The sequence below is a fragment of the Methylobacterium sp. UNC378MF genome (assembly GCF_900103195.1).
Lineage (GTDB): Bacteria > Pseudomonadota > Alphaproteobacteria > Rhizobiales > Beijerinckiaceae > Methylobacterium.
Genome location: NZ_FMWU01000001.1, coordinates 263,901 through 277,400 on the forward strand (window position 1 = coordinate 263,901; position 13,500 = coordinate 277,400).

Sequence of the window (13,500 nt, forward strand, 5' to 3'; positions counted from 1 at the left end):
ATGGACAGCACAGCCGAGAGCCTATCCGAGACCATCGCGTATGCCACCAGCGGGAGTTCCGGGCATCTCTCCGACCGTCCCGAGCTGACATGCTACGCGCCGAGCGCGCGCGGTCGCCCGGAAATCACCTTCATCGACTTCCGCTTCGCCGACGGCGGGTGGAGCACGCATGCGGTCACCGGCCTTGAGGTCGCCGCCAGCACGCAGCCCGCGGGGGCGGACCACGCGGTCGATTACGAGATCGCGGCGCGCCTGAGCGAGCGCGAGGGCCTGCTGGTCCGGCGCCCCGGCCTGAACGGCACGACCCGCTGGGTGGGTCCCTATTCCGGCCGCGTTCTCTCCTTCTCGGCCGCCGCCGTGGAGCGGCTCGCGGACGCGCCGATCGGCCGGATCGCCTTCGCGACCGATGGGAGCGATCTCCGCGTCTGCCAGAGCACCTGTCACATCCTCAGCGCCCTGAGCTGCGTGCACCAGGACGATCCATCACCCGATCCGCTGCTGATCGAGAGCCTCCATCTGGCGGTCCTGCGCTCGGTCATCGCGATCCGCGCGTCCGGACGGTCGGCCGCCCCTGATCTCTCTGCGTCGCAGGCCGGACGGGCCTGCGCGTATATCCGGGAGCACCTGGACCAGGAGATCACCGTCTCCGCCCTGGCGGGGATCGTCGGGCTCAGCGAAGGCTACTTCATCCGGGCCTTCCGCCAGACCACCGGGGTCACGCCCTATCAGTACATCATGCGCGAGCGGGTCGACCGGGCCGAGGCCCTGATCCGGTCCGGCGCGGGATCGATGGCGGAGGTCGCCGCACGGTCGGGCTTCACGAGCGCCAGCGCCATGAGCCGGACCTTCCGGAAACTCGTCGGACGCTCACCGACCGGGCGCACGGCCGGCCGGCGCGCCTGACCGCCTAGCGGGCAGCCCGCCCCGTCGCCCCGCGGAACAGGTCCTCCATCTCGCGCCGGACGCGGATCGCCTCCTGACCGGCGTCGAAGGCGACGTCGCTCCAGCGCACGGCCCGACCAGCAGGCACATCGTTCTTGAGGACCATGTTGTGGGCGAGCCCGATCGGCAGAGCGTCCTGCGCCAGGGACGCGGCCGCCGGCATCAGCTTGCCGTAGACGGTGAACCCGCCCTCGCCGTCGAGCCGCTCGCCGGCCCGCAGCGGCCGCTTGGCCGTGGCGGCGACGTCGCCGCGCCACTCGCCCGTCGCCCCCGTCGCCTCGCCGCGGACCGCGATGGAGGCGACGGAGATGCCGAGTTCGAGGCCGATCAGGTGATAGGGCTTGTAGGTCGCGGCGAACCGGCCGCTCGCGTCGGTCTTGAGGCCGTACTGGGCGAAGCAGTCACGCACATAGGGAGTCGGCGCCTCGAACACCGCGTAGACACCCCAGCGCAGGTCCCGAAAGACCGGCCGCCCGTCCCGCTCCACCGACGAGACCACCTCGACTGTGCCGCGCTCGGTGAGGAGGCCGCCATCCGCCACGGGCTTCAGGATGCTCGGCAGGTCGTCGACGCCGCAGGGCGGGAAGGCGAGGCCGTCGCGGGGCGGGGTGAGCCCGCAGGCATTGGCAACGGCGGCCATCTCCAGCGCCGACTTGGTGCCGTCCAGGAAGGAGTTGAACATCTGCGGGTTGAAGTCGCCGCCTGCGACCTGGCTCTCGCTGAAGCCGTAATGGCCCCAGACCGTATCGGGCGTAGAGGCGTGGTAGGCCGGCAGGTACTTGGTGCCCTTGCCGGCACAGATCACCTCCAGCCCGATGGTGCGGGCCCAGTCGACCAGCTCGGCGATGAGCGCCGGCTGATCGCCCGAGGCCATGGAGTAGATCACCCCGGCCTCGGCCGCCCTGCGCGCCAGCAGCGGCCCGGCCAGGACGTCGGCCTCGACGTTGACCATCACGATGTGCTTGCCCGCCGCGAAGGCCCGAAGTGCGTGACGGATGCCGGCGGCCGGGCTGCCGGTGGCGTCGATGACGATGTCCACGAAGGGGCTCGCGATCATCGCGTCGGCATCCTCGGTGACCAAGGTCGTGCCGGCCCTGGCGGCCTCCTCCAGCCCGCGTGCCGCGAACCGGGCGTCGTCCCAGCCCACCCGCCGGAGCGACGCGCGCGCCCGGTCGGGCGACAGGTCGGCCACCGCGATCAGATGGATCCCGGCCGTGCGCGGCGCCTGCGACAGGTACATCGCGCCGAACTTGCCGGCCCCGATCAGGCCGACCCGGACAGGCCGGCCCTCACTGGCACGCCGCTGCAGCTTGGCGAATAGGGACATGGGGCGTTCTCCCTGAGCGGCGCACAGTCGGGCCCTGGCTCCGCCGCGTTCGCCTCGTTGCTTGGACCTGAACCTAGAGCGGCTCCCGATCCCGTTGAGACCTGTCGAACGACAAGACCGGCACCGTCGGTTCGGACGATGGAACGCGCCGCCGCTCCCGTGCGGGAGGGGGAATCCGCTCCGGCTTCTGCACCGTCGGCGGCTCCGGGTTCCGGGCTCGCCTGCGAGGCCGGAAACGACACCGTGAGTCACGGCGCTGTGACCGAAGCGCTAGCGTCCCGCCGCCTCCTCCGAGTCAGGCCGGCTCAGCCCTTCGCCCCGACCGGCTCTCGGCCTCCACGTCCAGGAGCCAGCGGCGAAAGGCCCGGATCTTCTCCAGAGCCCCGTCGCGCTCGCGGTAGCAGATGAAATGGAGGTCCCGAGTCAGGCTCTCGACCCGACCGCCGCCGAGGCGAACCAGCTGTCCGGCGGCGAGTTCGTCCTGCGCGAACCGCAAGGTCTCCAGCGCCACGCCGAGTCCCTGAACGGCCGCCGAAATCACCAATGCCCCCCGGTCGAAGGCCGTGCCGGCGCCCCGGGCCGGGACGGGCAGGCCGTTCTGGGCGAACCAGTCCGGCCAGCGGACGGGACTGAACGACGAGTCCAGGCGGGTGAAGGGACCGATCGCTCCGGGCGCGGCCGACTCCGCAGCCCGGGCGACCTCCGGCGCGCAGAGCGCGGCGATCTCCTCAGGCCCCAGGGACTCGACGGTCAAGCCGGGCCCGCGCGGCGGGCGCCCATAGGCGATCAGGATGTCGATTGCCGCCTGCCGGCCGAGATCCACCGGTTCCGCGCTGGTCGAGAGCCGGATGGCGATATCGGGATGGCTCTCCACGAAGGCGGGCAGCCGCGGCCCGAGCCACTTCGCCGCGAAGCTCGGGGTGCAGTGGACGGCGAGCGACGACGGCGCCGGCGGGCCGAGTTCGGCGCAGACCGACTCGATCGCGTCGAACGCGCTGGAGAGGCCCGCGAGCAGGCGCTGTCCGTCGGCGGTGAGCAGCGCCTGACGATTCGCCCGCCGGAACAAGGCGCGGCCGAACCAGCGCTCCAGGCCTCGGATCTGGTGGCTCACCGCGGAGGGCGTGAGGTGCAGCTCCTCGCTCGCCCGGGCGAAACTGCCGAGACGCGCGGCCGCCTCGAAGGCGCGCAGGGCCGGGAAGCTCGGTATCCGGCGCATGCGCAATCCGTGAACCAAATTCACGAAAAGGGTGAAAAATCGTCGTTTGTCAACGTGGAGAGGCAGCAGGATAGTGCCAGCCATCCCGCGATCGGCGGCGCCCTGCCGGCAAGGACACGCCATGCTCGACGATCACGCCCACGACGAGGCCGTCGTCCTCGATCTGCCCGACGACGATGCCGGCCGCAAGCGAACCTCGATCTACCAGCCCGAACAGGCCGGCCTGATCTTCCCGGAGATTCCGGATTTCGCCACCCATGCCGAGGCGCGCGCGTACCGCAAGCAGCACCTCGTCGCCGCCTGCCGCGCCTTCGCGCTGCACGGCTTCGACTATGGCTTCGCCGGACACCTGACGATCCGCGACCCGGAGCGGCCGGAGCTGTACTGGACCAACCCGATGTGCGTGCACTTCTCGCAGGTGCGGATGTCGAACTTGATCCTGGCCGACCACAAGGGCCAGGTGGTCGAGGGGCGTCACGCCATCAATCGGGCGGGCTTCGTCCTCCACGCTGCCGTCCACGAAGAGTACCCCGAGGTCATGGCGATGTGCCACGCGCACACCACCTACGGCACCGCGTGGTGCGCCACTGGCCGACCGCTCGAGATGATCAGCCAGGACGCGGCAGCCTTCTACAACAGTCATGCGGTGATCGGCGCCTCGGCCGGCGCCGTGGCGGTTGAGAAGGAGAGCGGTCTCTCGGTCGCCCAGCAGATCGGCCGCAACCGCGGCGTGCTGCACCAGAATCACGGCCTCCTGACCTGCTCGCAGCACAGCATCGACGACGCGGCCTTCTGGTTCATCGCCCTGGAGCGGGCCTGCCAGCAGCAGCTCCTGGTCGAGGCCTCTGGCATCAAGCCGCAGCTCCTCTCGGAGAAGACCGCGCGCTACAGCCGCGAGCACGTGGGCAGCGACTATATCGGCTGGCTGCACTTCCAGACGCTGTACAACCACATCGCCGAGACCCAGCCGGACATGTTCGCCTGAGCCTGTGCCCTCCGCGGACGGCACCGCGACGCGCATCGGGGCCGGCCCTTCGGCGGGGGCCGGGGTCGACCAGCCGGGCTCCGCCGTGCGGATCCGCCGCCCCTCGTACCCGGCCCGCGGACGGATCATGATGCCCTGGCAACCCTGCTCCATGCCGTGCCCCGCCCAGCCCCGGCTCCGTCCGAGCATGAGGACCGTGAAGGGTGCGCTCCGCGGCAGGGACGCCTTGGATCGGGGCCGTGAGCGCGAATTCGAGCATCGAGGACTTCGGCGCGGTCCAGCCAGTCCGTCATGTTGATCAGTTGGATCAAGATTGATTGATCCGCCGACGGCCGGCAGGGTGCAGGCACCCTTCGAGGGCCGCAACCATGCTCGAACGACACGCCGCCGGTGACGCCCTGCCGTCGATCCTCTCGGAGGTGCTGGCCGCCCTGGCGCTCCGGCCCGATGCCGGGGAACGGCTGACAGTGACCGGCGCGGAGAATCTGCCATCCTGCTTCCCGGTCACCGCGCTGGCGACGGCGGCGATCGGTGCTGCCGGCGTCGCCGTCTCCGAGCTCCTGGGCCTGTTCGGACACGCGCCTGAGGTAACGGTGGACCGGCACTTGGCCTCGGCGTGGTTCGGGACGTCGCTGCGACCGTGCGGCTGGACGATACCGGCTGCCTGGGATCCGATCGCCGGCGACTACCGGACAGCGGACGGCTGGATCCGACTGCACACCAACGCGCCCCACCACCGCGCCGCGGCCCTCGCGGTCCTCGACTGTCCGGGCGAACGGGACACCGTCGCGGCCGCATTGGCGGGGAAGGCGGCCGAGCCCCTGGAAGCCGCGATCCTGCGCGCGGGCGGTTGCGCCGCTGCGATGCGCAGCCCGGAGGCGTGGCAGAGGCTGGACCAGGGCCAAGCGGTCCGCGTCGAACCTCTGGTGTCGATCGCGGCGATGTCCGGCCACGGTCCGTCGCGATGGCGCCCGGACTCGGCCCGGCCCCTCGCGGGGATCCGGGTCCTCGACCTGACCCGCATCCTGGCGGGACCGGTGGCCACGCGCTTCCTGGCGGGACTGGGTGCCGACGTCCTGCGGATCGACCCGCCCGACTGGGACGAGCCGTCCATGGCGCCCGACATCACCCTGGGTAAGCGCTGCACCCGGCTCGACCTCCATCGGGCAGCCGACCGGCGCCAGTTCGAGACCCTGTTGGCCGAAGCGGATATCCTCGTGCACGGATACCGCCCGGGTGCCCTGGAGCGGCTCGGCTACGGGGAGGCCGGTCGTCGGGCGCTCAACCCGAACCTGATCGACGTCGCGCTCTGCGCCTATGGCTGGACCGGACCCTGGGCCAGCCGCCGCGGCTTCGACAGCCTCGTCCAGATGGCAACGGGCATCGCGGCGGCCGGGCAGCGCTGGAAACAGGCCGACCGGCCGGTGCCGCTGCCCGTCCAGGCGCTCGACCACGCCACCGGCTACCTGATGGCAGCCGCATCCCTGCGGGGCCTTATCGCCCGGCTGCGGGACGGGCAGGCCGTCACCGCGAAGCTCTCCCTGGCCCGGACGGCAGGTCTGCTCACGGATCATGCCGGCGGCGCACCGGGCTCCGCCTTCAGCGGGTATCAGGATCGGGACTTCGCACCGGAGATCGAGCACACGGCGTGGGGACACGCCCTCCGGCTGCACGGGCCCCTGCGGATCGATGGTGCACCACTGCGATGGGACCGCCCCGCCTGCGCTCTCGGCTCGACGGAGGCGGCGCAGGTCCTGCATTTCGCTGGCGCGAGCAACCGCCCGGGGGCGGTACGCCATGGCCGGTGAGACTGCTCTCCCGGACTGCCGATCCGCCCCCTCCGACACGCTGCAGCGGCTCGCGGCATGGTGGCCGCGGGAGGCGGCCGAGGCTTTGCGCATCGCGCTCACCGCCATCGCGGCGATCTGGCTCGCCATGTGGCTCGAACTGGCGCTGCCGCACTGGGCTGGCTGGACGGTCATCTCGGTGACCCTCGCCACCCGCGCGGCCTCCCTGCGCAAGAGCCTGTGGCGGGCCGGCAGCACCCTGGTGGGCGTCGCGGTCGCGATGGCGCTGGTGGCCAATTTCGCGCAGGCGACCCTGGCCTTCGACCTTGCGCTCGCCCTGTGGATGGGCCTGCTCACCGCGGCCTCCAGCGTCGAGAGCGGCCAGCGCGCCTACGGCTTCGCCTCAATGGGCTTCACCGTGCCGATCATCGCGCTGGCCGACGTCCAGAATCCGGAGGCGGTGTTCCAGATCGGCGTCGACCGGTGCTCGACGATCCTGCTCGGGATCGGCTGTGCCTACGCGTCGAACGTGTTCGTCGCTCCGGGCGTCCCCGCCGTCAGCCGCGCCCTGGCGGAGCGGCTCGAGGCGGCCGCGGAGGCCTGCGACGTCTGGATGGCCGCCCTGCGGCGGGGCGCGCGGCCCGGACCGATGCCGATCGCCGCCGTGATGACGCTGGGCGAGGTGGTCACCGACACCTTCACCGAGCAGCCCTCCTTGCGCTCCGGCGGCCGGGGCATCCGCAACGCCGCGCCGCGGCTGCGGCGTGTGCTCGCGGCGGGCCTGCTGCGGGCCCTGCTGCCGGACCGTCCGGGATCGCGCTCGACCGATCTGATCGGGGCCAGCGGGGCGATCGCCGTCCGGCAGATCGGGCGCGTCCGGGTCTCGGCGCGGCTCCTGCGCGCCGGAGGCCGGGTGGGGCGGCGCCGCGTACCGTTCCGCCCGCACCTGCTCCTGTGGAACGACCTCGACTGGGACGGCTGGCACGCCTTCGACAACGCCCTGCGCACCGCAGCCGCCGTCCTGATCGTCAACGGCTTCTGGTACGTCACCGGCTGGTCGCACGGGGCCGGCGCCGCGACCTGGGCGAGCCTCGTCTGCGTCCTGCTCGCCGCGCATGCCGATCCGCGGGCGGAGTCCCGGGCCTTCCTGATCGGCGCGCTGCTCGCCGCGGTGGTCGGGCTCACCCTGCGCTACACCTTGCTGACGACAACCGGGAGCTTCACGCTCCTGGCCGCCGTGCTGTTGCCGGTGGCGATGCTGGCGGTGGTCGGCCGGGCCGACAAACGCGCGATCTACGGGATCGGCTTCGGCTTCTTCGTCTTCGGCGTTCTCGATCCCAAGAACCCGATGACCTACGACCTCGCAGACTCGCTCAACACCGCGCTGGCCGAGCTGCTCGGGATGGCGGTGGCGGCGATCGCGTTCGCCGCCCTGCCGCCGCCCGTGAGCGCCGCGACCCTGCGGCTGCGGGCCCGTCGCCGGCTCGTCCGGTCGGTGCGCGGCGCGGCCCTCGATCCGGCGTTCCTGCTGCCGCCGCTCGACCGCTATCTCGCCCGAGGCTTCGGCCGGCTCGCCCTTATCGGGGCGGAGGACCAAGCGGCCAGCAGCGGCGAGCGGCTGCTCGTCATCGGGCTCCTGCTGCTCGCCCTGCGGGAGACGGACGACCGGGAGGGCCGCCGTGTTGGCCGTGCGGTCTGGGCCCGGCTCGTCGCGCCGCGTCCGGCAGAGCCGATGACGGTGCTGGATCCCTTGCGCGATCTCGCCGACCGGGCGACCTTGCCGCTCCAGGCGGAGCGCATCGGGGCGCTGGCCGCCCTCGTGTCGGATCTCGACCGCGCGGGCTGGCCGAACCTCGATCCGGGGGTGCGGGCGTGATCGGATTGCGAGCGTTCGACGTGCTGGGGCTCTTCGTCGAGCCCGCGGTGATCTGCCTGCTCGCCGCCCTGGTGATCACCTGGGGCCTGCGATGGATCCTGGACTGGATCGGCATCAACCATCTCGTGTGGAACCGCGCCCTGCTCGACTTCAGCCTTCTGACCGCCGTGACGGCGCTGCTGATCCTGTCCCTGCGCATCCAGGGATCGTGACATGGCCACGAACCCGCGACCGTCGCTGCGCGACTGGCAGCCGCCGCCTGCCTACAACGTCGCCGCCACCCTGCTGGCGCTCGCGTCGGCCGTCGGCCTCGCCTACCTCGCCTTCCTCTACTACGCCTACACGCCCTGGACCCGGGACGGACGCGTACGCGTCTACACCGTGCAGGTGGCCCCCGAGGTCTCGGGGACCGTGGTGGCGGTCCGAGTCCGCGACAACCAGTTCGTTCGCAAGGGCGACGTGCTGTTCACGATCGACCCCGGCACTTTCAAGAACGCCGTGACCCAGGCCGAGGGCGCCCTCGAAAGCGCCCGGGCGCAGGCCGGATACCTCGCGGGGATCGCGCAACGCACCGCCGCACTCGACGATCTCGCCACCACGCCGGAGCAGAAACAGACGACCAGCGGACAGGCGCAGGCCGCCCAGGCCAACGTGGTCCAGGCGGAGGGCGCGCTGGCGCAGGCGCGGCTCAACCTGGAGCGCACGACCCTGCGGGCCACCGTGAACGGCTGGGTCACCAACCTGCTGCTGCAGGAGGGCGGGTTCGCCGCCACGGGGCAGCCGGCGCTGACGCTGGTCAACGGCGACAGCTTCTGGATCGAGGGCTATTTCGAGGAAACGCAGCTCCCCCGCATCGGCGAGGGCGACGCCGCGCGCGTGTCGCTCATGGCGTGGCCGGACCGGCCGATGCGGGGTCGGGTGACCGGCCTCGGCCGCGGCATCAGCGTCGCCGACGCCGCCCCCGGCGTCCAGGGGCTGCCGACGGTCAACCCGATCTTCACCTGGGTCCGGCTGGCGCAGCGGGTGCCCATCCGGATCGACCTCGACGACGTGCCCTGCCCGATCGTGCTGGCGGCGGGGATGACGGCGAATGTCGCGATCCTGGCCGAGAAAGCCGGGTCGCCGGCCACCCTGCCGCCGGATCGGCGCACGGGCGCGGCGGCCGGCCAGCGCTGCGACGGGATGCAGGGCGTCGGGACGCGGCGCTGAGGACGGCCGGGGAACGTCGTGCCGACCGGCCGCCGGGAAAGCCGGAGCGCCTCGCCGTGTTAGACCCGCAGGCGCGCCGATAGGCGGCGCCCGCGATCGTTATGAGGACGTGATGGACTACAGGCAGTTCGGACGCTCCGGCCTCACCGTGCCGGTGCTCAGCTTCGGCACCGGCACCTTCGGCGGGACGAACGAATTCTTCCAGCGCTGGGGCCAGACGGACGTCGACGAGGCGACCCGCATGGTCGATCTCTGCCTCGATTCCGGGGTCAACTTCTTCGACACGGCCGACATCTACTCGGCGGGCGCTTCGGAGGAGATCCTGGGACAGGCCTTGAAGGGCAAGCGCGGGCGCGCGCTGATCTCCACCAAGGCGACCTTCCGGTTCAACGACGACCTGAACCAAGTCGGCTCCTCGCGCTACCACCTCATCCGCGCCTGCGAGGCCAGCCTGAAGCGCCTCGGCACCGACCATATCGACGTCTACTTCATGCACGGGTTCGACGCGCTCACCCCCGTGGACGAGACGCTGCGGGCGCTGGACGACCTCACCCGCGCCGGCAAGATCGGCTATATCGGCGCCTCAAACTTCTCGGGGTGGCAGCTCATGAAGGCGCTCGCCACCTCGGAGCGCCACGGGCTCTCCCGCTACGTGGCCTATCAGGGCTACTACTCGCTGATCGGCCGCCACTACGAGTGGGAGCTGATGCCGCTGGGCATCGACCAAGGTGTCGGCCTCATGGTCTGGAGCCCGCTCGGCTGGGGCCGCCTCACCGGCAAGATCCGCCGCGGCCAGGCCAACCAGAGCGGCCGTATCGCCGCCGGCGGTGCCGAGGGCGGGCCGCCGGTCTCCGACGATTATCTGTTCGGCGTGGTCGACGCCCTCGACGCCGTGGCCGCCGAGACCGGCAAGACGGTGGCGCAGGTGGCGCTCAACTGGCTGCTCACCCGTCCGACCGTGTGCAACATCGTCGTCGGCGCCCGCACCGAAGAGCAGTTGAAGCAAAATCTCGGCGCCCTCGGCTGGAGCCTGACGGCCGAGCAGGTGGCGCGCCTCGACGCGGCGAGCCAGGAGACGCCGATCTACCCGTACTGGCACCAGAAGGGTTTTGATGAGCGCAACCCCAAGCCGACCGTCTGGTAGACCAGTTTCGCGCGGCCGGGGCCACAAGGGCTAAAACCGGAAACGATGTGTTTCGATCGTTTCTGTTTGAACCCGGACGATCCCGGTCCAGGATGCCTGCAGAGGACGGGCCGATCTTGGACGGCTGGCTGCGCCCTCCGGGGCGCTGCCCGCGGCAGCCGATGGCGCCCCGCCCTCCCCCCTGCGCGAAGGAGATAAGGCGATGAGCTGGCACAGTGCCGAGGACCCGATCCCGGGCGACCATTTCAGCTGCGACGCGATCCGGACCCTGATCGTGCCGCGCTCGCGCGATCTCGGCTCCTTCGCGGTGCGGCGGGCGCTGCCCTCCACCGAGTGCCGGATGGTCGGCCCGTTCATCTTCTTTGACCAGATGGGCCCCTCCGAGTTCCTGCTCGGGCAGGGCATGGACGTGCGGCCCCACCCGCATATCGGCCTCTCCACCGTCACCTACCTGTTCGACGGGGAGATCATGCACCGCGACAGCCTCGGCACGGAGCTGCCGATCCGGCCGGGCGAGCTGAACTGGATGACGGCCGGCCGCGGCATCACCCATTCGGAGCGCACGGCCCCGACACTGCGGCAGTCTGGCTCCCGGTTGTTCGGCATCCAGAGCTGGGTCGCCCTGACGGACCGCGACGAGGAGAACGCACCCGCCTTCGAGCACTACGACGCCGCCGCGCTGCCGGTCCTCACCGGCGAGGGCAAGACCGTCCGGCTGATCGCGGGCGAGGCCTTCGGCGCGCGCTCGCCGGTCCGGACCTCGAGCCCGATGGTCTACGCCGACGTGGCGCTCGAGGCCGGCGCCGTCCTGCCCCTCGATCCGACCTACGACGAGCGGGCGATCTACACGGTCGCGGGCGCCATCGAGATCGCCGGCGACGGCTTCGGCCCCGGCCAGTTGCTGGTCTTCCGGCCCAGCGACCGCATCAGCGTGCGCGCTCTGGAGAGCTCCCGCTTTATGGTGCTGGGCGGCGAGCCGATGGATGGTCCGCGCCATCTGTGGTGGAACTTCGTCTCCTCTCGGCCAGAGCGGATCGCGCAGGCCAAGGAGGATTGGCGTCAAGGCCGGTTCGACACCGTGCCCAACGACGCCGAGTTCATCCCGCTCCCTGAGGACCCGCAGCCCGTTCGGTATCCGTAAGCCAGGACCGCGATCCGGCAGTCCCAGATGCAACGTCAGCACGTATACTCTCAATAAAACAACCCTAGAGGGCATATTAACGAACTGTTAACTATTGTCGGCCGATGTGGCACGACCGCCGATGCCTCACCGAAGGCATGCGCTGCACTTTGTCGGCAGGACGCGCGATGGAACAGACGAAGCATGCCAAGGCCGAGGCGTCGGACCTGATCGAATCCGCCGCCTGCGGCGCCCGCGAGGCAACGACGCGGATCGACGCCGGCAACCTCGTCCTGCTCGCCTCGGACGCGCGTGCCTTGCCGCAGGGCAAGAATCCGAGTCCGTCGCCGGTCGAGCGGTGGCCGGATCTGCTGGAGCGCGTGCAGGGCGCGGCGCGCTACATCCGGGACGTCGAGGAGCGCGCGCAGGAGCAGGAAACGCACGTCCAGGACCTCCTTCGGCAGGTGGGGGCCGATATGGACGCGGCCCGGGCGCAGGTACGGGCGGCCGAGCGGGAGACCCACGAGGTCCATGCGCAGGCCATCAAGCTGATCCAGGCCGCCGAGGAGCGAGCCGCGGCCGCAGAGGCGCGCGCCGCGGCGGCGGAGCAGATGCTCCAGCGCATCGCCGAGACGATCGACGCGGAGTTCGTGATGCAGGCGGGTGGCCAAGTGGGCGGTCAAGCGGGCGGCGTGCAGCACACCCGTACCCCGACCTCGGCGGCTCGGGCGGCTTCGTGACCGGCGCCGTGGCGTCGCGGCGGCGATGAACGCGGCGTTCTGGGCTCAGCTCGACGCCCGCATCGCGCGCGCAATCAGATCCGGCCGCTGTGATTAGCGACCGGCTCGGGACGGCCGGCGCGCCGAAGCCGGCTGCGCTCCCCGCAGCGCCAGCCGCATCCTCTTGCGAATCCCCGTCGAGGCCGGTGGCCGACTGGACCAAGGTCCCGGACACGCTGTCGGCCGCGAGCGTCGGGGCCCAGGAGCAGGATCAGCGCCTGCGCCAGCAATCCACCACCTGCGAAGCGCTGGCTGGGGATCTGGAGGCGGCCCGGCAGGAGATCCAGAGCTTGAGGGCGCTTCTGCAGGAGGCGCAGGCCCAGGCGGCCGTGCAGGTCCGCGCGATCGAGACGCGGGCCGGCGCGCGTGTCCGGGAGGCGGAGGCGCGCGCCGAGGCTGCCAACCTGCGGGCGGAGTCGGCCGAGGACTGGCTGAAACGGATCGAGCAGGCCAGCCGGGACCTGCTGCCGAACGACCGGCGCGCGGCCGCCTGAACGGCGGTGCGCCAGCGGAGACGAAAGCGAATCCGCGGCTGCCGGCCGAGACCCGTCGGGTCAGGCGGCGCGGTCGCTTGACACGCCGAGCCCGATCGAGCGCGCCAGCGCGGACCGACGGGCAGCATATTCCTGTGCGACCATCGGGTAATCGGCCGGCAGACCGTAGCGCTCGCGATAACTCTGCGGGTGCAGCCCGTGGGCCGTGAGGTGACGCTTGAGCGTCTTGTAGACGCGCCCGTCGATGAAGCTCACGATTCCGTCGGGCCGGATCGACGTGCGGATCTGCGCCGCGCTTGGCCGGTCGCGCCGCACCGGCAGATCCGTCACGGCGTCCGGCGACACGTCTCGGCCGGCCGCCAGCGCGGCGATCGCGTCGTGACAATGCGCGATCAGGATCGGCAGCTCGGTGGCGGGCACCCGATTGTTCGATACATAGGCGACGACCAGCCCGGCAGTCAGCGCGATTTTGGATTGGGGGCTGACGGGGGTCGGTGCGGACACGTTCTGGTCTCCTGAAGGGGGCGAGAACCGTCATAAGTTGGTCTGCGCCATTGCGCTTGCCTGAGAGCGTGCTACCGTTTTCCCGAGCGCGCACGCAGAAGCACGAATACAAGAACT

Annotated in this window: 13 protein-coding genes; 10 read left to right on the top strand and 3 right to left on the bottom strand. The window is 71.2% G+C overall.

Annotated features, from left to right (window positions below; all coding sequences use genetic code 11):
* Complete coding sequence (locus BLT59_RS01360) at positions 1 to 903, top strand: helix-turn-helix domain-containing protein (RefSeq protein WP_091775418.1); 903 nt, start codon at positions 1 to 3, stop codon at positions 901 to 903.
* A gap of 4 nt (positions 904 to 907) precedes the next feature.
* Here the strand turns inward: BLT59_RS01360 and BLT59_RS01365 are convergent, their stop codons facing one another.
* Positions 908 to 2,269 carry an NAD(P)H-dependent oxidoreductase gene (locus tag BLT59_RS01365; RefSeq protein ID WP_091775420.1) on the bottom strand — a complete coding sequence of 454 codons (1,362 nt, stop codon included), beginning with the start codon at positions 2,267 to 2,269 and terminating at the stop codon, positions 908 to 910.
* Between the two features lie 295 nt (positions 2,270 to 2,564).
* Positions 2,565 to 3,485 carry a LysR substrate-binding domain-containing protein gene (locus BLT59_RS01370; protein ID WP_091775423.1) on the bottom strand — a complete coding sequence of 307 codons (921 nt, stop codon included), beginning with the start codon at positions 3,483 to 3,485 and terminating at the stop codon, positions 2,565 to 2,567.
* Positions 3,486 to 3,606: 121 nt separating this feature from the next.
* Here BLT59_RS01370 and BLT59_RS01375 point away from each other — a divergent pair, with 121 nt between their 5' ends.
* From BLT59_RS01375 to BLT59_RS01415, 9 genes are all read left to right on the top strand, one after another.
* Positions 3,607 to 4,470, top strand: coding sequence for a class II aldolase/adducin family protein (locus tag BLT59_RS01375; RefSeq protein ID WP_091775426.1), 864 nt, complete (start codon positions 3,607 to 3,609; stop codon positions 4,468 to 4,470).
* A gap of 368 nt (positions 4,471 to 4,838) precedes the next feature.
* Positions 4,839 to 6,278, top strand: coding sequence for a CoA transferase (locus BLT59_RS01380; RefSeq protein ID WP_091775429.1), 1,440 nt, complete (start codon positions 4,839 to 4,841; stop codon positions 6,276 to 6,278).
* Entirely contained in the window at positions 6,268 to 8,133 is a 1,866-nt protein-coding gene (locus BLT59_RS01385) for an FUSC family protein (RefSeq protein ID WP_091775432.1), read from the top strand. Before BLT59_RS01380 ends, BLT59_RS01385 begins: the two co-directional genes overlap by 11 nt.
* Complete coding sequence (locus BLT59_RS01390) at positions 8,130 to 8,345, top strand: DUF1656 domain-containing protein (protein ID WP_244513777.1); 216 nt, start codon at positions 8,130 to 8,132, stop codon at positions 8,343 to 8,345. The genes BLT59_RS01385 and BLT59_RS01390 overlap by 4 nt, the downstream gene beginning before the upstream one ends.
* 1 nt (position 8,346) lies before the next feature.
* A complete protein-coding gene (locus tag BLT59_RS01395; RefSeq protein ID WP_091775434.1) occupies positions 8,347 to 9,342 on the top strand; it encodes an HlyD family secretion protein in 996 nt (331 codons plus the stop codon).
* 112 nt (positions 9,343 to 9,454) lie between these two features.
* A complete protein-coding gene (locus tag BLT59_RS01400; RefSeq protein WP_091775438.1) occupies positions 9,455 to 10,486 on the top strand; it encodes an aldo/keto reductase in 1,032 nt (343 codons plus the stop codon).
* A 202-nt stretch (positions 10,487 to 10,688) separates the two neighbouring features.
* Positions 10,689 to 11,627, top strand: a complete 939-nt coding sequence (locus BLT59_RS01405; RefSeq protein ID WP_091775441.1) for a pirin family protein — start codon at positions 10,689 to 10,691, stop codon at positions 11,625 to 11,627.
* Between the two features lie 167 nt (positions 11,628 to 11,794).
* On the top strand, positions 11,795 to 12,346 hold the full coding sequence (locus BLT59_RS01410; protein WP_091775444.1) for a hypothetical protein: 552 nt from the start codon (positions 11,795 to 11,797) through the stop codon (positions 12,344 to 12,346).
* Positions 12,347 to 12,531: 185 nt separating this feature from the next.
* Positions 12,532 to 12,879 carry a hypothetical protein gene (locus BLT59_RS01415; protein WP_244513778.1) on the top strand — a complete coding sequence of 116 codons (348 nt, stop codon included), beginning with the start codon at positions 12,532 to 12,534 and terminating at the stop codon, positions 12,877 to 12,879.
* Between the two features lie 60 nt (positions 12,880 to 12,939).
* Here BLT59_RS01415 and BLT59_RS01420 read toward each other — a convergent pair whose 3' ends face one another.
* On the bottom strand, positions 12,940 to 13,383 hold the full coding sequence (locus tag BLT59_RS01420) for a Ros/MucR family transcriptional regulator (RefSeq protein WP_091775447.1): 444 nt from the start codon (positions 13,381 to 13,383) through the stop codon (positions 12,940 to 12,942).
* Positions 13,384 to 13,500 lie beyond the last annotated feature (117 nt).